This is a genomic window from Anaerococcus tetradius (assembly GCF_947087635.1).
Classification (GTDB): Bacteria; Bacillota; Clostridia; order Tissierellales; family Peptoniphilaceae; genus Anaerococcus; species Anaerococcus tetradius.
Genome location: NZ_CAMUDP010000014.1, coordinates 39,201 through 59,670 on the forward strand (window position 1 = coordinate 39,201; position 20,470 = coordinate 59,670).

Genomic DNA, 20,470 nt, shown 5'->3' on the forward strand with positions numbered 1-20,470 from the left:
TTATTTTATAGAACTTTACCCACTAATTCATCATCTTTTATCTCTGTGATTAGGACATCCCTTATTTCGTTATTTGAAATTTCATCTTTGACATTTACCCTTAGGTAGTTTGTCGAATACCCAGACTTAAATCCGTCTATATCAGACTTACTTTCAAATAAGACTGATAGGGTTTTTCCTATTTGATTTTTGAGGAAGTTTTCCCTATTGGCTTTTTCTATTTCTTCTAGCTCTTTTAGTCTTTGTCTTTTGACATTTCCATCGACTTCTGGTTTCATATCAGCTGCCTTAGTTCCGTCTCTTTTTGAGTATTTGAATAGATGGGTCTTTGAGAATTTAATTTTCTTTACAAATTCCTTGGTCTGTCTATGATTTTCTTCTGTTTCTGTTGGAAAGCCTACTATTATATCTGTAGTAATACCTGCATTAGGAAAAACTTCTCTAATGAGCTTAACTTTTTGTTCATAGATTTCTGTGTCGTATTTCCTATTCATAGCCTTTAGTATTTCATCGGATCCTGATTGGAGGGATAGGTGAAAGTGATCACAAGCCTTTCTAGTAGCCTTCATTCTTTCTAGGAAGTCCTTGGTGATATGTCTTGGCTCCATGCTTGATAGTCTAATTCTTTCAATGCCATCCGTTTTTGCAACTTCTTCTATTACATCTATAAGGCGTTTCCCATTTTTCAAATCCTTGCCATAGCTTGCAACATGGATACCTGTTAGAACTATTTCCTTGTAGCCATTTTTGGCAAGTCTAATCGCTTCTTCTTTGATAGATTCCATATCGCGACTTACTATATTTCCCCTGGCGTAGGGAATTAGGCAATATGAACAATACATATTACAGCCATCTTGGATTTTCATATAGGCACGAGTCATATCCTCTTGATTAGAAATTTCTAACTCTTCTATACTTTTGGACTCGCTAAGGGATATAACCCTATCTATAGCTGTCTTGTTTTGGAGGACATCCTCGCAAAGGTCTACTACTTCTTCCTTATTTCTAGAGCCTAGTACAATATCCACACCCTCTATGGCTAAAACCTCATCAGGCTTTACTTGAGAATAGCATCCCATAACCGCTATTACAGCTTCTGGATTATCTCGTCTTGCCCTAGATATCATCTGCCTAGATTTTCTATCGCTCATATTTGTAACTGTACAGGTGTTGATTACATATATGTCGGCTCCATCTTGTTTTTTCTTGTAGCCCCTAGACTTAAATATCTCCTCTACCGCCTCTGACTCGTATTGGTTGACCTTGCACCCAAGGGTTATTATATTAAATGTCTTATTCATCAATCAAAAAAGTCCTTTAATTTTTCAAAGAATGATTTTTCTTCTTTAACTTCTTCTCCACTAATGCTTGCAAATTTTTCTAGGGCTTCTTTTTGCTCCTTTGTAAGCTTAGTTGGTGTTATAACTTTTACATAGAAGTAGAGGTTTCCAGTCCTTCCTCTTCTCTTGTCCTTGATTCCTTCACCCCTTAGAGAAAACTTAGTTCCTGTTTGAGTTCCTGCTGGGATTTCAAACTTTCTAGTTGCCTTTAGGGTTGGAATTTCTATTTCACCGCCAAGAGTGGCTTTTGTGAAGGAAATTGGCATTTCATAATAGATATCTAGCCCATCTCTTTTAAAGATTTCATGCTCTTTAACTTTTAAGATAAGATATAAATCTCCGTAAGGACCTCCATTTTCTCCAACATGGCCCTTGCCAGCTACTCTTATGACATTGTTATCTTCTACACCAGCAGGTATGTCTACCCTAACTGTTTCAGACTTAAATTCCTTACCAGATCCCTTACAATTTGAGCAAGCTTCATCAATTATTTCTCCACTTCCCCCACACTTATCACAAACAACAGTTCTAGACATAGTGCCGAAAGCAGTATGGCTTACTTGATTAAAGCTTCCCCTACCATGGCACTTATCACAAGTGTGAACCTTAGAAGGGTCTTCGCTTTTTTTGCCATCACAAACGTGACAAGTTACTTCATGTCTTACTTGTACATCCTTACTTATACCGAAGGCAGATTCTTGGAAGCTTAAATTTATTACTTGTTGGATATCTGCTCCTTTTATTGGACGATTCGCCCTAGCTTGTGAAGAAAATCCTCCACCAAATATATCTCCAAACAAGTCTCCAAATATATCATCAAATCCACCCTGTGAAAAACCAGAGAAGCCACCAAAGCCTCCTTGACCGCCTTCAAAGGCAGCAGATCCAAATCTATCATACTGACTTCTCTTCTGTTCGTCTGATAGTATTTCGTAGGCGAGACTTGCTTCCTTGAATTTTTCTGCAGCTTCTTCATTGTCTGGATTTAGGTCTGGATGGTATTTCTTAGCTAGTTTTCTATATTCTCTTTTAATAACAGCTTGGTCGGCAGTTTTCTCTACACCAAGCACCTCATATGGGTCTCTCATGTAACCTCCATCTCACTAAAAAGAGCTATTTCACCATGGAAATAGCTCTTTATTTTTATATAATCATACCATCTTTGTGATTATTTTCAATCATAAGTCCTGCTTACTCTTCGTCCTCATCAATTACTTCATAGTCAGCATCTACTACATCTTCCTTGTTTGCTGAAGCATCTTGCGCATTTGCTCCTGCTTCATTAGCCTTATACATTTTTTCACTCATTGAGTAAATTTTTTGGGTAAGACTTTCTGTTTGAGCCTTGATTTGATCAATATCATCTGACTTAATAGCATCTTCTAGTTTCTTGATTTCTGCTTCCATTTCTTCTTTTTCGCTTCCTTCAAGTTTAGCTTCTTCTATTGTCTTTCTTGCTTGATAAACCAAGTTTTCAGCGTTATTCTTTGCGTCTATGCTTTCTTTCTTTTTCTTATCTTCTTCAGCAAATTGTTCTGCTTCTTTTACTTTTCTATCGATTTCTTCCTCAGATAGGTTAGATGATGAAGTAATAGTAATCTTTTGTTCTTTTCCTGAGCCCTTATCCTTAGCTGTTACATTAACTATACCATTGGCATCTATATCAAAGGTTACTTCTATTTGTGGAACTCCACGTCTTGCAGCAGGGATTCCTGTAAGTTGGAACCTACCAAGGGTTGTGTTATCTGCTGCCATTTCACGTTCACCTTGAACAACATGGATGTCAACTTCTGTTTGGCCATCTGCTGCTGTTGTAAATACTTGAGATTTCTTGGTAGGGATTGTAGTATTTCTTTCAATAAGTTTTGTAGCAACTCCACCAAGGGTTTCGATACCGAGTGATAATGGTGTAACATCAAGAAGGAGCAAGTCTTTTACTTCACCACTTAGTACACCACCTTGGATAGCTGCACCAAGGGCAACACATTCATCAGGGTTGATATCTCTTTGTGGTTCTTTGCCTATTAGATTTTTAACTAATTCTTGAACAGCTGGAACTCTTGTAGAACCACCTACAAGAAGAACTTTTTCGATATCACTTGCACTTAGGCCTGCATCTCTTAGGGCATCTTCAACTGGCTTTCTTGTTTCATCAACAAGGTGTTTGGTTAGCTCATCAAACTTAGCTCTACTAATAGTTTGCTCTAAGTGAACTGGTTGACCATCTACTGCTGTGATGAATGGTAGGGATACACTTGTTGAAAGTGTTGATGATAGCTCTTTTTTAGCTTTTTCAGCAGCATCTTTTAGTCTTTGCATCGCAGTTAAATCTTTTCTAAGATCAACGCCACTTTCTTTCTTAAACTCATCTGCCAAATATTCTACAAGAGCATTATCAAAGTCATCTCCACCTAGTCTGTTATTTCCTCTTGTTGATAATACTTCAAATACTCCATCACCAACTTCTAGGATAGAGACATCGAAAGTACCACCACCTAGGTCGTAAACCATAATCTTAGCTTGGTCAGTTTCTTTGTCCATACCATAAGCAAGGGCAGCAGCTGTTGGTTCGTTTATAATTCTATCCACTTTAAGACCTGCGATTTGTCCAGCGTCTTTTGTTGCTTGTCTTTGAGCATCTGTAAAGTAAGCAGGTACTGTGATTACTGCATTTGTAACTGTATCATTTAAGTAAGCCTCAGCATCAGCCTTTAGTTTTTGAAGAATCATAGCTGAGATTTCTTCTGGTGTATATTGTTTGCCATCAATTTCAGAGCTCTTCCAATCATGACCCATTTCTCTTTTAACTGATGCTATAGTCCTATGTGGATTTGTGATAGCTTGTCTTTTAGCTGTTTCACCTACAAGTCTTTCTCCGTCCTTTGAGAAAGCTACGATTGATGGTGTTGTTCTATTTCCTTCGCTATTAGGAATAATTGTAGATGTACCACCTTCCATAACAGCTACTGCTGAGTTTGTTGTTCCTAAGTCAATTCCTATAATTTTTGCCATATGCTTTTCCTCCTAATTTGCTACCTTAACCATAGCAGGTCTAAGTAGTCTTCCATTTAACTTATATCCTTTTTGGAATGTTTCTATTATGTGATTGCTCTCTACCTCATCTGAATCTTCTGCAAGAACTGCTTGGTGGATATTGTGATCAAATTCGCAACCATCAGATGGAATTTCTTCAAGGCCTTCGTTTGCTAAGACCTTCAATAGTTCTTTCCTTGTCATGACTACTCCTTCCACGAAGGCATCATTCTCATCAGCCTTTGCCAAGGCACGATCTAGGTTATCTATAACAGGTAGGAGCTTTTCTACCAATGAACTTGAAGCAAACTTCTTAAAGTCGGCCTTGTTAGCCTCTTCACGTTTTTTATAATTATCAAAGTCTGCTAGAAGTCTTTGATATCTTTCTTGATATTCGTTTACTTCATCACTAGGCTTTTTCGCAGCTTCTTTTTCGTCATCTTCTACGATTTCAGCTTCTATACAATCTTCATCTTGATTTTCTTTATCTTCTATATCTAAATTCTCATCTTTTTTTTCTTCATTTGCCAAGACATTTACCTTCCTTTATTCATTTAATAAATCAGAAATCATCCTGATACTAGCTATAACTTCCTTATAATTAATCCTAGTAAGACCGACTATACCAATCTTTCCTACTGTATTTTCATCTACATTAAAATAAGAAGTTATGATAGTAGATTCCTTTAGCAAATCTATAGGATTTTCCTCGCCTATAGTTATTACTAAATTCTTATCTTCAATATCTGACAACAAATCCTTGATAACATCCTTGCTATCAAATAGCTTGATGAAATCTCTAGCCTTGTTTAAATCGTCAAACTCTTTAAAATTGAAGATATTGCCAATCCCTTCGATTCTGACATCTCTATTTAACTCATCTTTGGAATTATTATTAATTCTTTGTCCTATAATATCTACCAGCTTCTTGTAATTTGTAAGCATATTTTTTTCCAAATCATCCAAAATTTTATCAATTTCTGTAAGCTTATGGCCTATCAGCTCATGATTTAGGATATTGTTAAGATTTAGTAAATCTTCATCGCTTATTGGATAATCTAGAAGTATTTGTTCATTCACCAAGGATCCATTATCAAAAACTGCAATGAGTAAGAGGAAATTCTCTGATACCCTCATAAGTTCAACATTTACAATCTTGGATATCTCCTTTTTGAAACTAACAGATACTGCCGTCAAATTAGTCATAGCTGCCAAAGTTTTGGTCGCAGTCTCAATGATGTCACTAGCGTTATGGTATCTCTTATCCAGAAGTTGTCTAATATTTGTAAAATTATTAAACTTGGCTTCTTCAATAAGGCCATTTTCCAAAAGGTAGTCGACAAATAGTCTATAACCCTTATCAGAAGGTAATCTGCCACTAGATGTATGAGCTTTCTTTAAGAAACCATTTTTCTCAAGGGAACTCATATCATTTCTAATAGTAGCCGGCGATACATCAAATGAGTAATCATCAGCCAAAGACTTTGAACCAACAGGCTCTCCATTATAAATATATGAGTCTATGATAGAGAAAAGTATTTGTGTTCTTCTATCTTTCAAAGCTTCTCACTCCTTTTAGCACTCTTTACTTCCGACTGCTAATTATAATATACTTAGTATAAAATCATTGTCAAGTAAATAAGCAAAATAATCTTTAAAGATAAATATTGTATTTTCTAAATAATTTCTAGGTAAAACTCATTAGAAAGTTCCATGCCTTTTTTTGTGAAAGAAAAGCAATCATCAATTACAAAAAAATCATCATCAATGAATTTATCAATGGCCTTCTTATATTTTTCCAAAAAATCAGCTTTAAATTCTTTTCTAAACTCCTCTAAGTTTATCCCCCTGGTCTGCCTTAGTTTGAAAATTATATATTCTTTCTCCCTTTCTTCTTGGCTAATAAATTCCCTGCTGACTATAGGCTTCTTTCCTTCTTTTAACATCTTCTCGTAGATTACAAAGTTACTAGCATTCGAGTATCTCACATTAGATAAAAAGCCAGATGCTCCTAGTCCGCAAGCAAGATAGCCTTCTATATCCCAGTATTTTTTGTTATGGATAGACTCTTTGCCAGGCTTTGCAAAGTTAGATATCTCATATCTATTAAGATTTAGCCTTTCCAATTTATCAACTATGTAGTTAAAAATATCAACTTCCCTATCATCGTCCATAAGCTCAAGCTTGCCTTTTTCATTTAAGGCATAAAATCTTGAACCCTTATCAAGAATCAAACTATACCAAGAAATATGATCTGGGTCTAAGGCTTTTACATAGGCTAGGTCTTTTTTGATTGAGGAAAAGTCTTGACCAGGAAGATTAAGCATAAGGTCGAAAGAAAGGTCAAAATCAAAATTCTTTATCATCTCTATATCCCTAATAGCTATATCTTTCTTGTGATTTCTCCCTATATTATTAAGGACTAAATCATCAAAACTTTGTACTCCCAAAGAAATCCTAGTAACTCCCAAATCCTCATATAGCTTTAACTTATCCTTATTTATAGAGTTAGGATTGCACTCAAGGCTAAATTCCTTTATCTCGCAGGGAAATTTTCTTACTTCACTTACGATTTCACTTATGTATTTTTCATCTATGTAGGAAGGAGTGCCACCGCCTATATAAATTGTATCAATAGTAAGCGTAAGACTTTGCCTATAAAGGCTAAGCTCTCTTTTCAAATTTTTGATATAAGGCTCTATCCACCTATCCAAGTGAGCGAAGGCTGTAAAATCACAATAATAGCACTTTTTCTCACAAAATGGAATATGGATATATAAACCAACTTTCTTCATCTTAGCTCCCAAGTTCCTTTAAATACAATCTTTCCTAAAATACAACTAGATATCATTTTCAACTATAATAATCTGTGAGTCCCTAAGTCCTTCTAGATTTATAGTCTTAGTCTTATTAATTTTTATCAAATCACCAGCTATATAAAGAGCGTCCTCATATTTTACAAGACCAGCTTTCACAAATATTAAGCTATTAGCAAATACCATACTTTTCTCAAATACCCCTGACTCTTCGATAGACTCATAGCTGATTTTTTGTTTTGGATTAGAATTTATAGCTTGAGCATCTCTTTTTTCTAAATCTTCATTCTTTCTATCAAGATAGGCCATAAAATCTTTTTTCTCTAGGATATACTCATGGGTTACTTCCATAGTCCCCATATTGGTCTTTGTCAAATGTGAGGAATAATACTTGTAATTTAACTTTTCGTGGAGACTTTTTGACTTAAAATTACCCCTATAAAACCCTCCAACAAGGACATCTATGCCGTAATCATCAAACAAATAAGATATTATTAGCTCCAGGGCTTCTGTCATTAGCCCTTTACCCTGATAATCACTTGACAAAACAAAGCCAAGCTGTGCTGTTTTCTTATCAGAAAGATTCGGTAAGAATTCTTCGTCATACTTGTGGATGCCGATAGAGCCTATAACCTTCTTATCCTTAACTATGGCTAGGATATTCTTATTTTTTATAAAAGAATCCAAGACCTTCTTACTATCCTCAAGGGATTTATGGTGAAACCAGCCTGCTGCCTCGCCAAGACCAGGAGTTTTGGCATATTCATAAAAATCCTCCAAATCATCTTGACAAAAGGCTCTAAGGCTAATTCTTTTTCCGCTAAGTATAATTTTATCTGTATTAATATCAATATTCATAAATTGCTCCTAAATAAAAAGGCGACTTTCGTCTTAAATCGCCGCCTTTATAACTAACAAGTCACTATCTTCAATTGCCTTGAGGGAATGGATTTCATGAGGATCCATTCGGATTATATCTCCAGGAATAATAATATCTTTTCCATCTTCTCCCACAAAATCAACCTTGCCCCTATAAATCACAACAATTACCGTCTTATCCGATTCATGGCTAGGTATTTCCTCACCAGATTTTATTTGCAAGTGGGTCACTTGTAATTTATCTTCGTCAATCAAGTGTTCAAATTTACCATCCAAAATATTAGCGCTTAACTTTTTCATAATTCTCCTTACAAAAATACATGCTTACTAGCTGCCATAAACATACTAGCTCTTTTCTTATCATTCAAATCAATCATTATATCTTTATCGCTTACTCCAAGTTCTCTTAGAATTACAATATTATCAAGAAGGAACTCATTGCTTCCTACTACATAAAATATAGAATCTTTAACATCCATTTTTCTTAATATTTCGAAGAAATTTGCTCTTGAGTCCACCCAGATTTGCCTAAAAATCTTATCATCTACTGTCGAAATCTCAGACTCAAAGAGGTGATTGTCCTTTCTAGCTACGTTGATACTTACAAGCTCAGCAATACCACTTGGGTCTTTCTTAAACTTATTTATAAGAGGTCTCATAGTAGATAGACCAATACCCATAGATAGAAGAACAATTTTTTTATTCTCCCTCCTAAGCTTCATATGGCACTTAATCTTGAAAAATTCAAGGTAATCGCCAACTTTCTTTGCCAAAAGAGCCTTTTTAAAGTCGGACTTCCTTATAGAAAACTTGGTTGTAAAGTTTACTGTATCCTCATCGCTTAGGGTATTGATGCTTAGGTGGTGGATTAGTTTCTTGTTAAGCTCTCCCTTGTCATTAAAGCCTGGAATCGCTAGATGAAAACTTGATCCTTCCTGCCAAGTTAGGCCTTCTGGTTTTTCCAAAGTATAAGTCTTTACATTCTTAAACTCATCTTTTATATCTAAAATTTTAACTTTATATATCTTATAGTCGGTATTTTCCATAAATCCTCCTTGCTGATAATTATTATCAACATTATCTCTATACCCAATTTTGCCAAGAATAATTTAGAGAATTTTTTTAATAATAATTTTAAGTGCAGGAAGGACTTCCTCTTCAAAGAAGGGATTTTTCGCCATCCACCTATTATTGAGGCTACTTGGATGAACTATGGGGAAATATTCTGGCAGATATTGTTTGTAAGCTCTCACTGTTTCTGTTAAGTTCTTTTTGAATTTTTCTTTGAGATAAAATCTCTGTGAGTAAGCTCCTATCAAAATCGTAAGTTTTATATTATTAAGCTCATCTAACAAATAAGGATGATATTCTCTCGCTATGAATCTTCTCGGAGCCTTATCTCCTGCTTTGCCCTTACCTGGATAATAGAAATCCATAGGTAAGATTGAAATCTCTGGCCCATGGAGCCTTTTCATATCAATTCCTAGCCAATCGACTAACCTTTCTCCACTCTTATCATTAAATAAAATACCTGTTTGTTCAACCTTTAGTCCTGGAGCTTGACCAATAATTAGAAGCTTGGATTGTTTGTGAACTTGAAAAATAGGATCAATGGCTCTTAGACTATAGGATTTATTTCTTTCATCTTTTCTTAACTTTTCTTTTATCTCTTCTACTTTCATAAAAATACCTTAAAGAAAAAGCAACCCAAAGGATTGCTTATTCATCATCAAGTTTAAGTACAGCTAGGAAGGCATCTTGTGGAACTTCCACATTTCCTAATTGACGCATTCTCTTCTTGCCCTCTTTTTGCTTTTCGAGGAGTTTCTTCTTTCTTGAAATATCCCCTCCATAGCACTTGGCAATAACGTCCTTTCTAAGAGCTTTAACTGTTTCTCTTGCTATAATTTTGCCACCGATAGCAGCTTGGATTGGAACTGCGAATTGTTGTCTAGGAATTTCATCCTTGAGCTTTTCAACTATTCCCCTGCCCCTTGCATAGGCATTATCCCTGTGAACTATAAGAGATAGGGCATCTACGCTTTGATCATTAATAAGAATATCTAATTTAACTAGGTCTGATTTCTGATAACCGATTAGCTCGTAGTCAAGCGAAGCATAACCCTTGCTCCTTGATTTAAGAGAATCGAAGAAGTTATAGATAACTTCGTTGAGAGGAACCTTGTACTTAATAGATACCCTATTCTCATCAATATAGGTCATATCCATAAGCTCACCCCTCCTAGATTGGGCAAGATCCATTACTTGACCTATATACTCCTTTGGTGTTATTACCTCAGATCTTGTTATAGGCTCCTCGATATACTCTATCTCTGTTGGGTCTGGGAAGTCATTTGGATTTTGTAGCTTTAAAACTTTATCCTTGCCCTTTAGCTTTACATCGTAAATAACTGATGGAGCTGTTGCGATTATATCTAGGTCATATTCCCTTTCTAGCCTTTGGGTTATGATATCCATATGAAGAAGTCCCAAAAATCCTGCCCTAAGACCAACCCCCAAGGCTTGAGAATTTTCTTGCTCAAAGACAAGGGCTGCGTCATTTACTTGAAGCTTTTCAAGTGAATCACGAAGTTTATCAAAACTTTCTCCTTCAGCAGGATAGATACCAGAATAAACCATAGGAAGAACTTCCTTGTAGCCTGATAGAGGCTTATCTGTTGGGTTTTCTACACTTGTTATAGTATCACCGACTCTTGCATCCTTTACTTCCTTAATGCTCGCTTCAATAAAACCAACATCACCACTTCTTAATTCCTTAGTAGCGATTCTTTTTTTCATAGTATAGCCGACAGTATTTACTTCATACTTCTTGCCTGTATTCATCATAACTATCTCATCGCCAGGCCTTACTACACCCTCAAAGACCCTTACATAACAAACAACTCCTACATAAGAATCATAATAAGAATCAAATATCAAAGCCTTGAGGGGCTTATCATCATGATCTTCTGGTGCAGGAACATTTGCTACTATATCCTCTAGGACATCTTCAATATTTAGACCTGTTTTGGCAGAAATTTGTGGAGCAGTTGAGCAGTCAAGACCGATTTCATTTTCAATCTCGTTTTTAACCTCATCTACCCTTGCTGATGGTAGGTCAATTTTATTTAATACTGGAAGGATTTCAAGGTCCTGATCTAGGGCTAGATAAGTATTGGCAAGAGTTTGTGCTTCAACACCCTGACTTGCATCGACTACAAGGATTGCTCCCTCGCAAGCCTTTAGAGATCTTGACACTTCATAGTTAAAGTCCACATGGCCAGGAGTATCTATGAGATTTAGGTCATAGACCCTTCCGTCCTTGGCCTTGTATTGAATTTTGATAGACTTTAATTTTATAGTTATTCCTCTTTCTTGCTCAAGTTCCATATCATCAAGCATTTGGCTAGACATCTCCCTTTCAGAAAGATTCTCACTTTTTTCTATAAGTCTATCTGCCAAAGTGCTCTTGCCATGGTCTATATGAGCAATTATAGAGAAATTTCTAATATTTTCTTTTTTCTTCATACAACTCCTTTAATTGTTTTGGTCTGGATATGGCTTGTGATCTATTAAGCCGACCCTAGCTATAGGGTAGAACCTAACAAAGGCGTGTCCTACCAAGCTTTCACCATAGATAGGCCCGAAACTTCTAGAATCATTGCTTGCTCCAGGAATCCTATTATCTCCCATAACAAAATATTGATCAGCTCCCAAAGTCCATTCTGTAACTTCGCTATTAGGCTCAGTTTGTGGGATAGAAGTATAATTTTCCTGAAGTTGTTTATCATTCACAAAAACTTTTCCATCCTTTAGCTTAATAGTATCGCCTTCTTCTCCGATAATTCTTTTTACATATAATCTTCCTGGATGGTCAGGGGCTTTAAGGATTACTATATCTCCCTTATTATAACCACGGAATCTACTTCCTATTTTATCTACTAGAAGTATATCTCCATCGTGGAGGGTGTTTTGCATGGATTTGCCTGAAACTTTTGTCGCATCCACTATGAACATCTTTACAAGTATTGTAATAATCAAGGCTATAGCAATAGTCTTAACCCAATCCCAGATTACATAAAGAATGCTATCTTTTTTTGAATTTTTATTATTTTCACTCATATAAACCTCTCATTTCTTATTAAATTATATACTATATTTTGATTTCTTCCAAATAAATAAAGAGTTTTTTAAAATAATGCTTGTTTAATTTCTCTATTTATGGTAAAATGTATCAGTCGAACAAAAATGTTCGGGAAAGAGGTGAAAGCATAATGGCAAATATTAAATCTAGTAAAAAAAGAATCGACATCGCTAGAAGAAATACTGAAAGAAATAAATCTAGAAAAAGCGAGATCAAGACTCTTATCAAAAAGTTTGATGCTGCTATAGAAGAAAAAGACCTTGAAAAAGCTACTTCTTACTTCAAGAAAGCTGACAAGAGATTAAAGCAAGCTGAAGCTAAAAATGTTGTCCACAAAAACAAAGTTGCTAGAACAACATCAAGACTAGCTAAGGCTCTTAACGAAATTAACGCATAATATAAATGAGTGAATATCAGTATCGGATCCTCACATATGTCTACTGATAATCACTCATTTTTTATTTTGTAAATTTTCCTATTAGAATAGTTATGGCAAGGTCCATATCAAAAACCCCGCTTTTTTGCCTAAAATCCATTTCAAAAAGGTAGTCGTGAAGCTTATATAAATCATCTTCAGTGAAGTTTCCCACAAAAGCCTTCAACTTCCTAAGTTCAAAGGGAGAAATCCCCAAGCTTTTGCCTATAAAAGAATCATTAAATCCCCTCTTGGTCAAAGTTTTTATTCCTATCATATTCCTAACTTGCCTAACTATCATGTGATAGATCATAAATAGGTCCTCACCTGAATTTTTCATCTGATAATAAGTCTCTATGGACTTGGCCTTGTTTTTGCTAGCTAGGGCATCAGTTAGATTGAAAATGTTAATATTTAAAATCTCATCAAGTTGCTCTTTTACATCCTCGCTTGTTACCAATTCCCTATCAGAATTGGCTATTATTTTTTCTATAGTATTAACAACATCGTATAATTTTATCTCACTATCCTTATTTAGGTAAGAAAATCTGTCTATAATATCATCAATCAAGGAGTTTTTAATCTTCTTATTAGCCCTATTAAATCTCTTACCTACAAAAGAAACTAGTTGTTTCCTATTTAATCTTTCAATCTTTACAAGGCGGTCTTTCTTTAAAAGCTCCTTATAGAACTTTCCCTTGAAGACTGCCTTGTCTGGAAAGATAAACATAATTGCATAAGAAGGAAAATCCTTGAAGTCTTCCAACAAGCTATCTAAAATTTCCTTATAATTTTTAATAGCAGTCTTTGATAGGTCGATATTTCTCCAAAGAATTAACTTCCTATCTTCCATTACAGGATAGGTTTCTATGGAATTTTTGATATCCTCATAACTTGCAGGCCCCTTAATATCAATAAAGTTAAAGTCCTTGATACTTACAAGCTTACTTGCATCTTCTATAATTAAATCCGAAAGATATTCTTCTTCGGAGTCAAATAGGTAGACCCCCTCCAAGTCCCCTCCTATAAATTTTTTCATAAATTCCATATAATTCATCTAAAATATCCTCCTTTAAGGAATTTCTCAACCTTAAACCCATGGCTAAAGTCCATCTTGACCAAGCCATCTGTCTGTGTATTATAAATTTTTCTGTCATAGACATTTTCCAAGACCTCCTTATTAGGATGGCCATAGGAGTTGTTTCTTCCAGCTGAAATCAAAACCAGCTTCGGATCTACTTTTTCTATAAAGGCCCTCGAAGACGAAGTCTTAGAGCCATGGTGGGAAAGCTTCAATATATCGGCCCTTGTATCTAATTTATCTTCAAACTCTCCCGGCAAATCACCCATACTTAAAATTTTTATTCCCCTTATGTCAATCAAAAGTCCCAAAGAATTTGCATTCTCGCTAGACTCATCACCATCGAATATACAATCAAATAAAACAGAATTCAATTTAAGGCGGTCGCCCTTCTTTAGGATTTTAACTTTATATTTCTTTAGACCTTCATAATTTAATTGGTCGGTAAAAATATGCTCAACCTTGAAATTATCACATACCATATCCAAGTTTCCCACATGGTCCTTATCCTCGTGAGTTATAAAGATGGCCTTGATTTTTCTAATACCCAAGCTTTTTAGATAGGGTATTAAGATTTTCTCTCCAGAATCATATATCTTATCCTTAGGGCCACCCACATCAATTAGATAATAATTAGTCCCATCTTTAATCATGAAGGCATCTCCCTGGCCTATATCAATCATCTGATAGGAAAGCTCCCTCGATTCATTGATAAGAGAAGCTAAGATTATGATAGCCGACAGCAAGAATATATTAGCCTTTTTCTTTAAGTCCCTCTTGTTGGTATTCAAAAGAAAAATTATTAGCAAAAAAGCATAGATTGCAAGTATAATGCTAGGCTTTGCAAAGTCAAACTTAAAAAAACTTATCTTATTTAGAAGAATTGTAATATTTAAGAGTGAATTGACCAAAAAGTCCAAAACCCCAAAAAAAATTCCCAAAATCTTTCCTAAAAGCGGATAGAAAAATACCAAGGCAAAGATTATATACATAGCCAGAGTAAAGATAGGTAGGATAAGGAAGTTTGCCAAGATACTCAAGAGATTAATCCTTCCATAATAAAAAATTATAAAGGGACTAAGACCTAGCTGGATAGATCCTGTAAAGGCAAGGCTATCCATAGTATAAGATTTTCTTTTGCTCCTAAACTTTGGATAGATAAGATAAACCCCAAATGATGCTGCAAAGCTTAGGATGAAGCCAGCATTGAAGAGAGCAAAGGGTTTTACCAGTAGGATTAAAGAACTTAAAAATAGAAGGGCCTTTATCTTATCGAAGGGTTTTTTTAGTAAAAATGCCATAAAGCCAATGAGATTAAGACCTATAACCCTAAGGATGGAAAAGGGAAAAGCTATGAGATATCCATAACAAAAAGTTAGACCTAGGGCTAGGGCATAGCCGTACTTATAATTTATATTTAAGCGATTACAGACAAAGAGAATAAATGCCACAAGTAGGTCCATATGAAGGCCTGATACTGCTAGGATATGGCTGAGACCCAAGTCTTTGATATCGGTATTTTCTATGAGATTTTCACCAAGGAGAACTGATATGACAAAGTCACTTGCCCTCTTAGTTAGATTCTTTTCAAATATCCTGTGGATATAAGTATAAAAAGAATTTCTAAACCCTAGAAAGAAATGGCCTCCCCTATAAAGTCTTTGGGGAGCTTTAATTTCTACTTGCGAAAAAATTTTCTTGCTAGCTAGATACTTCCTATAAGAAAAAAGATTAGGGTTGGTGTTAGTCCTAGGCTCTTTTATTTTGATATCTGAATAAAAGTCATCCCCAATCTGTAAGTCCTTGTTGGTAAACAAAACGCTCTTAGCAGAAAATTTCCCCTTATTTATCCTCACAAAATACCTAAAACTGTCATCTTCCTTCCTCTTTTCGAGAATTGTTAGATGGCACTTATCAATCTTTTTATAAGTTATCCTTTCTTTCTTCAGACTTATAGAAGAAATACTAAAGCATAGGATTAGGCCTACAAAGAAATATCCTAGGGAAGATTTCTTATAAAAGGCAAAACAAGCAGGAATTGAGCCTAACAATAAAACAATAAATATAGGTAAATTTTCATAAGTTATGAAAAGGCCTGCCCCAGCTAATAGGCCCATCAAAAATAAAAATAAGTTTTTTCTCATAAATTCCTCTTTTTTATTATATCATATGATATAATAAAAGAGAGGTTTAAAATGACTAAGATTTATGAACAATTTCCAGAAATTACAAATATAAGAGCAAATGTCTTATCCAGAAAATTTGTCAACAATAACACCTACCTAATCCTAGATAAAACTATAGTCATCCCTAAAAACGATTTACTAATAGCTGATGAGGGTTTTATATCCGGCCACAAAATTTTAGAAGTTGAAGAAAAAAAGGACAATCTAGTCCACCTTATCGAAGGCAAAGAAAACCGAAAAGAAGTTATTATAGATATAGATAAGGAAATAAGACACCATAATCTAGCCTATGCCACAAGCTTTTGTCTCTTCAAAATCTTCTATCAGACCTATTATTCTTCTGAGAAAATAAGCTTTTTTCTAGAAGATAACCATGGCAAGATTTTAATAGAAAACCCAGCTAGCGACTTTAACGAAAAATTGCTAGAAGATTTGGTAAAATATGCCATAGATAAGGGACTTAGACTTAACAAGGATAAGGGGATAGTCGAGCTTAGGGCCATAGGAAAAACTATCAACAATCTTATAGCCTATGATAAGACCTACAAGATTAAATCCTTTGATATAAAGGCGTCCTACTTTGAAAACAAGACTAAATATATAATCTTTACAGCAGGCTAAAAAGCACTTAGACAAAAATCTAGGTGCTTTTATTTCTTGCAGAGGATAATTTATTATGCTAAAATGAAAACATATTAACAGAAAGGAGCATAGAAAAATGATCATAGTAGAAAGAAAAGATTTTAAAAGACTATAATAAGTAAGTATCATGGATACTCCTTGATCCTTACTAAAAACACAAGGAGAAAAATATTATATGCACGAATTGAAATTTTTAATTAAAAAAATGGCTCATTTGGAGCCAATCATGTTTTTACTAATCGCACTTTACGGTCTATTTGTAGGGATTAAGCCCTTCTTATGGATTATTTCACCTGCCTATATTTTAGAAAATTACCAGAAAAATCCTAGAATTTTTCCAGTATTTTTCCTAGGCTTATTTTTTATTTCTTCATTAATCAGCTTTTTTGATGCCTTTGTCATGGGCAATTACAGGATGAGGATGAACCACGTCCGTTATAAGCTAATGAATATGATCACAGAGTATTCACTCTATCTCCCCTACGCCAAAAAAAAGGAAAAGTCAGAATCCGAAAAAATAAGTGATACCATGAAGGCTGTAGAATCGCCTTGGCTCGGAGCTGGTGGCATAATGATGGATTTGCCAAATGTTTTTGCCATGGTAATTTCTATCGGTGGTTTTTTGTGGATATTTACATCTATGGACCTATGGGTTCTTGCTACAACCATTATCCTAAGCATAATTTCCTGGTTGCTTTTAAACCAAGTTACAAAATCATATAATAACTATTGGGGCGATATGAGTCCAAATTGGGATAAGTTCACCAAACTCAATAACGAAATGAAATCTCCCCTATCTAAGCAAGATATTTTGATTTTCGATACCATAAGGATATTTAAGTCCTATTATGGAAAAACCAACAAGGATAGGATAAATCGCCTAGAAGGAGTCAATACTAAGACTTTAAGACTTTTCACCCTGGCAAATGTTTTTAACCTAATTAGGGATGGACTTATTATCTATTGGCTAATGACAGGTCTTGTCGCTGGAAGGATTTCTCTAGCAAATTTTTATGTCTATTTTACGTCAATCTTTGCTTTTATTGCCTTTAACCACGAGACCATGTGGTTTTTTTCTGATATCAGGAGAAACTTCACCATGTTTAAGCCATTTTTTAAGATTACAAATGTCTATAAGGATGAAAAACAAGAAATTTATCCAGAACAAGTAGAAATTGTCCTTGACAATGTTTCTTTCAAATATCCAGGTACAGATGACTATGTTCTTAAAGACATAAATCTAAGGATAAAAGACTCAGAAACCATCGCCCTTGTAGGAGAAAATGGTGCTGGTAAGTCAACCCTCGCCCTCCTTCTCGCAGGTCTGTACGAACCAACAGAAGGCAAAATTCTTATAAATGGAGAAGATATAAAGGATTATCAGATAGACTATAAAAAGCTAATCTCAGCAGTATTTCAAGATTCAAATCTTTTGCCTTTTTCCTTTAAAGAAAATATCCTAATGAAGACTAAGGATAGAAACATAGATGATATCTACAAAATGACCCACCTTGATGAAATTATAAATAAATACGAGAAAAAAGATAATCAAACTCTTTTAAGAATTTTAGACAATGACGGGGTCGACTTGTCTGGTGGCCAAAAGCAAAGGCTATTTTTAGCTCGTGCTATTGCAAAATCTAAGGCCAAGCTTTTAATCCTAGATGAGCCAACAGCCCAACTTGATGCCCTAAATGAAAGAGAGCTTTATATGCTCTACGATGATTTGACAAAAGATAAGTCTTCGATTTTTATCTCCCACAGGCTGGCATCGACTAAGTTTTGTGATAGGATAATTTATCTTAAAGACGGGAAGATTCTCGCAAATGGGACTCATGATGAATTAATGAAGGCGTGCGAAGATTATAAAGACCTCTATAAGCTCCAGGCAAAAAATTACAAGGAGGTCCTATGAAAAATATAAGAAAACTTTTTAAAGAAATAGACAAGATTCATAAAGCTTTCACCCTTAGGGTAATTATCACAAACCTTGTTCTGGGATTATTGCCACTTATAAATATTTTTGCTCCAAAACTAATAATAGATGAGCTTATGGGAGCTAAAAGAATTTCCTACTGCCTAGGTTTTGGTCTTTTGCTTATAGGTCTAGGTTTTATCAAAGAAGTAACCCATAGATGGCTAAACAATTATCTAACTCTCACCTTTGAAGATATGTCAGATAAACTTACTTTTAAGATTGCAAAAAAATCCCTAAGGCTACCCATAGAAAAATCCGACTCCAAGGAAATCCAGGATATGATGGAACAAGCCCACTATGCAGTTTGGGAAATGTTCACCCTCTATGACATAATAGTTTTGGTAATATCAGCAGTTATTACTGGAATTTTATCTTTGGGAATATTGGTAAAATTAAATCCAGCCATCATTATTCTTTTAGTTTTACTAGTTTTGATCAATAAAAAAATAGTAACATTAATTAAAGAAAATGAATTAAAATACCAGGAAAATAATATTTCTGATATGAGGTCTTATAGGTTTTTTGCTAACTTTGCAGCAGATCTAAGATATTTTAAAGATTTAGAAATCTATGACGGTCAGGACCTGGTTTTAGAAAAAGCAGAATACTACCAACAAGAAATGATTGATTCTTCAACCGACTACTACAATAAAAATGGAATCTACACTGGAATAATGAATGTGAGCGCTAATGGCTCGATTATCCTAACTTTAATTTACCTCACCTACAAACTAATCGATAAGACAATTAGCCTTGCAAACTTTACCATGTATTTTTCCTCCCTAATCCAAGTAATAAATGCAACCAACCTAATCCAGCAAAACTACGCCAAGGTTATTTCTGTAAATGCTCAATTAGAAGTATTTTTTAACTTCCTTGAAATGGAAGAAGGCCTCCTTGATAAGGGAGAAATCACCGATTTTGATACAAATGAGATTAGGATTAGATTTGAAAATGTATCCTTTAAGTATCCAGCAAGTGAATCTTACGTCCTAAAGGACGCTTCATTTGAGATAGGAAATGGAGAAACCATAGCCCTAGTAGGCAAAAATGGAGCTGGTAAATCAACCATAGTCAAGCTCTTGTGCAAGTTTTACGAACCAACAGATGGGGCCATCTACCTAAATGATATAGATATAGCTAAGATTTCGACAAAGAAATACTATGAGATTCTTTCACCTACCTTCCAGGACTTTAGGCTCTTTCCCTTTAGGATTAGCGAAAATATCACAAGTAAACTAAAGGATGATATAGGAAAAGACGACTACAAAAAAATGGATACGGACTTTGACCTTCTTAATCTATCAAACTGGGTTGATAAGCAAGTAGAAAAGGAAGATACTTTCCTAACTTATCTTTTCTCAGATAAGTCTGTCGAGCCATCTGGAGGTATAGGCCAGAAACTCGCCCTTGCCCGTTCAATCTTCCATGAGGGGAAATTTTTCATAATGGATGAACCTACCAGCGCCCTAGACCCAAGAAGTGAAGAGGAAATCTTTGAAAATATGCTAAAAATCTCCAAAGGTCAAACTTCCCTCTTCATCTCCCACAGACTATCATCTACCAAGTATGCAGATAGGATTATAGTTTGTGATGATGGGAAAATCACAGAAAATGGTAGTCACGAGGAGCTTATGAAGGAAGATGGACTCTACAAGGAAATGTTCGAAAGTCAGGCTAGTTTGTATGCCTAGATGAAATTTACGGCAAAGACTTATAAAGCCAACTTTTAGACGTAATAAGAGGCCAGCTTAACTGACCTCTTATTTGGGTCTGTAAATAATTTTGTGTATCAACCTAAATCCTGATAAAAGGGTAATGGTTGATACATTTTTTATGTATCAATTGTAAATGATAAACTAAAAGTGGTCCAATAATCGATTAATTCTAATCGAAAAATTGTCCACTTGTTTTAGTTTATCCTCCGTATGTAAAATAAAAATATGGAGGTATGTT

18 protein-coding genes are annotated in these 20,470 nt (G+C 34.9%); 4 read left to right on the forward strand and 14 right to left on the reverse strand.

Annotated elements, in window-relative coordinates; genetic code table 11:
• Nucleotides 1-5: 5 nt before the first annotated feature.
• The 12 genes from mtaB to lepB form a co-directional block, all read right to left on the reverse strand.
• Entirely contained in the window at nt 6-1,301 is a 1,296-nt protein-coding gene (gene mtaB, locus P6936_RS05835) for a tRNA (N(6)-L-threonylcarbamoyladenosine(37)-C(2))-methylthiotransferase MtaB (protein WP_004836289.1), read from the reverse strand.
• Nucleotides 1,301-2,428: a molecular chaperone DnaJ gene (gene dnaJ / locus P6936_RS05840; protein ID WP_004836291.1), complete on the reverse strand. Its 1,128-nt coding sequence runs from the start codon at nt 2,426-2,428 to the stop codon at nt 1,301-1,303. Before dnaJ ends, mtaB begins: the two co-directional genes overlap by 1 nt.
• A 103-nt stretch (nt 2,429-2,531) precedes the next feature.
• A complete protein-coding gene (dnaK, locus tag P6936_RS05845; protein WP_276881098.1) occupies nt 2,532-4,352 on the reverse strand; it encodes a molecular chaperone DnaK in 1,821 nt (606 codons plus the stop codon).
• A gap of 12 nt (nt 4,353-4,364) precedes the next feature.
• On the reverse strand, nt 4,365-4,904 hold the full coding sequence (gene grpE, locus P6936_RS05850) for a nucleotide exchange factor GrpE (RefSeq protein ID WP_276881099.1): 540 nt from the start codon (nt 4,902-4,904) through the stop codon (nt 4,365-4,367).
• Nucleotides 4,905-4,919: 15 nt separating this feature from the next.
• Nucleotides 4,920-5,933, reverse strand: coding sequence for a heat-inducible transcriptional repressor HrcA (hrcA, locus tag P6936_RS05855; RefSeq protein ID WP_276881100.1), 1,014 nt, complete (start codon nt 5,931-5,933; stop codon nt 4,920-4,922).
• A gap of 116 nt (nt 5,934-6,049) precedes the next feature.
• Complete coding sequence (gene hemW / locus P6936_RS05860; RefSeq protein ID WP_276881101.1) at nt 6,050-7,168, reverse strand: radical SAM family heme chaperone HemW; 1,119 nt, start codon at nt 7,166-7,168, stop codon at nt 6,050-6,052.
• A gap of 45 nt (nt 7,169-7,213) precedes the next feature.
• Entirely contained in the window at nt 7,214-8,047 is an 834-nt protein-coding gene (locus P6936_RS05865) for a GNAT family N-acetyltransferase (protein ID WP_276881102.1), read from the reverse strand.
• Nucleotides 8,048-8,080: 33 nt separating this feature from the next.
• Nucleotides 8,081-8,368, reverse strand: a complete 288-nt coding sequence (locus P6936_RS05870) for an AraC family ligand binding domain-containing protein (protein ID WP_004836299.1) — start codon at nt 8,366-8,368, stop codon at nt 8,081-8,083.
• A gap of 8 nt (nt 8,369-8,376) precedes the next feature.
• On the reverse strand, nt 8,377-9,114 hold the full coding sequence (locus P6936_RS05875; RefSeq protein ID WP_276864716.1) for a hypothetical protein: 738 nt from the start codon (nt 9,112-9,114) through the stop codon (nt 8,377-8,379).
• Nucleotides 9,115-9,177: 63 nt separating this feature from the next.
• The gene (locus P6936_RS05880) at nt 9,178-9,750 is read right to left on the reverse strand and encodes a uracil-DNA glycosylase family protein (protein WP_276864715.1); all 573 of its coding nucleotides are present in this window, start codon (nt 9,748-9,750) and stop codon (nt 9,178-9,180) included.
• Between the two features lie 37 nt (nt 9,751-9,787).
• On the reverse strand, nt 9,788-11,596 hold the full coding sequence (lepA, locus tag P6936_RS05885) for a translation elongation factor 4 (RefSeq protein WP_276881103.1): 1,809 nt from the start codon (nt 11,594-11,596) through the stop codon (nt 9,788-9,790).
• Between the two features lie 9 nt (nt 11,597-11,605).
• Nucleotides 11,606-12,190 (reverse strand): signal peptidase I, encoded by a 585-nt coding sequence (lepB, locus tag P6936_RS05890; RefSeq protein WP_004836303.1) that lies wholly within the window; start codon nt 12,188-12,190, stop codon nt 11,606-11,608.
• A gap of 152 nt (nt 12,191-12,342) precedes the next feature.
• On the opposite strand from lepB, the gene rpsT reads away from it, so the two are divergent.
• On the forward strand, nt 12,343-12,609 hold the full coding sequence (rpsT, locus tag P6936_RS05895) for a 30S ribosomal protein S20 (RefSeq protein WP_040349253.1): 267 nt from the start codon (nt 12,343-12,345) through the stop codon (nt 12,607-12,609).
• A 61-nt stretch (nt 12,610-12,670) separates the two neighbouring features.
• Here the strand turns inward: rpsT and holA are convergent, their stop codons facing one another.
• Both holA and P6936_RS05905 read right to left on the reverse strand, forming a co-directional pair.
• Nucleotides 12,671-13,684, reverse strand: coding sequence for a DNA polymerase III subunit delta (gene holA / locus P6936_RS05900; RefSeq protein ID WP_276881104.1), 1,014 nt, complete (start codon nt 13,682-13,684; stop codon nt 12,671-12,673).
• Entirely contained in the window at nt 13,681-15,852 is a 2,172-nt protein-coding gene (locus P6936_RS05905) for a DNA internalization-related competence protein ComEC/Rec2 (protein WP_276881105.1), read from the reverse strand. Before P6936_RS05905 ends, holA begins: the two co-directional genes overlap by 4 nt.
• Nucleotides 15,853-15,903: 51 nt before the next feature.
• Here P6936_RS05905 and P6936_RS05910 point away from each other — a divergent pair, with 51 nt between their 5' ends.
• From P6936_RS05910 to P6936_RS05920, 3 genes are all read left to right on the forward strand, one after another.
• Complete coding sequence (locus tag P6936_RS05910) at nt 15,904-16,515, forward strand: hypothetical protein (protein ID WP_004836309.1); 612 nt, start codon at nt 15,904-15,906, stop codon at nt 16,513-16,515.
• Nucleotides 16,516-16,711: 196 nt separating this feature from the next.
• Nucleotides 16,712-18,451 (forward strand): ABC transporter ATP-binding protein, encoded by a 1,740-nt coding sequence (locus P6936_RS05915; RefSeq protein WP_276881106.1) that lies wholly within the window; start codon nt 16,712-16,714, stop codon nt 18,449-18,451.
• Nucleotides 18,448-20,208 carry an ABC transporter ATP-binding protein gene (locus P6936_RS05920; protein WP_276881107.1) on the forward strand — a complete coding sequence of 587 codons (1,761 nt, stop codon included), beginning with the start codon at nt 18,448-18,450 and terminating at the stop codon, nt 20,206-20,208. Before P6936_RS05915 ends, P6936_RS05920 begins: the two co-directional genes overlap by 4 nt.
• The last annotated feature ends 262 nt before the right edge of the window (nt 20,209-20,470 follow it).

Bases quoted from the DNA above. Each gene is read 5' to 3' on its own strand.
- dnaJ (WP_004836291.1), bottom strand. From the start codon at position 2,428: ATGAGAGACCCATATGAGGTGCTTGGTGTAGAGAAAACTGCCGACCAA.
- mtaB (WP_004836289.1), bottom strand. From the start codon at position 1,301: ATGAATAAGACATTTAATATAATAACCCTTGGGTGCAAGGTCAACCAA.
- lepA (WP_276881103.1), bottom strand. From the start codon at position 11,596: ATGAAGAAAAAAGAAAATATTAGAAATTTCTCTATAATTGCTCATATA.
- P6936_RS05920 (WP_276881107.1), top strand. From the start codon at position 18,448: ATGAAAAATATAAGAAAACTTTTTAAAGAAATAGACAAGATTCATAAA.
- P6936_RS05865 (WP_276881102.1), bottom strand. From the start codon at position 8,047: ATGAATATTGATATTAATACAGATAAAATTATACTTAGCGGAAAAAGA.
- lepB (WP_004836303.1), bottom strand. From the start codon at position 12,190: ATGAGTGAAAATAATAAAAATTCAAAAAAAGATAGCATTCTTTATGTA.
- hemW (WP_276881101.1), bottom strand. From the start codon at position 7,168: ATGAAGAAAGTTGGTTTATATATCCATATTCCATTTTGTGAGAAAAAG.
- P6936_RS05880 (WP_276864715.1), bottom strand. From the start codon at position 9,750: ATGAAAGTAGAAGAGATAAAAGAAAAGTTAAGAAAAGATGAAAGAAAT.
- P6936_RS05875 (WP_276864716.1), bottom strand. From the start codon at position 9,114: ATGGAAAATACCGACTATAAGATATATAAAGTTAAAATTTTAGATATA.
- rpsT (WP_040349253.1), top strand. From the start codon at position 12,343: ATGGCAAATATTAAATCTAGTAAAAAAAGAATCGACATCGCTAGAAGA.
- holA (WP_276881104.1), bottom strand. From the start codon at position 13,684: ATGAATTATATGGAATTTATGAAAAAATTTATAGGAGGGGACTTGGAG.
- P6936_RS05910 (WP_004836309.1), top strand. From the start codon at position 15,904: ATGACTAAGATTTATGAACAATTTCCAGAAATTACAAATATAAGAGCA.
- P6936_RS05870 (WP_004836299.1), bottom strand. From the start codon at position 8,368: ATGAAAAAGTTAAGCGCTAATATTTTGGATGGTAAATTTGAACACTTG.
- P6936_RS05905 (WP_276881105.1), bottom strand. From the start codon at position 15,852: ATGAGAAAAAACTTATTTTTATTTTTGATGGGCCTATTAGCTGGGGCA.
- dnaK (WP_276881098.1), bottom strand. From the start codon at position 4,352: ATGGCAAAAATTATAGGAATTGACTTAGGAACAACAAACTCAGCAGTA.
- P6936_RS05915 (WP_276881106.1), top strand. From the start codon at position 16,712: ATGCACGAATTGAAATTTTTAATTAAAAAAATGGCTCATTTGGAGCCA.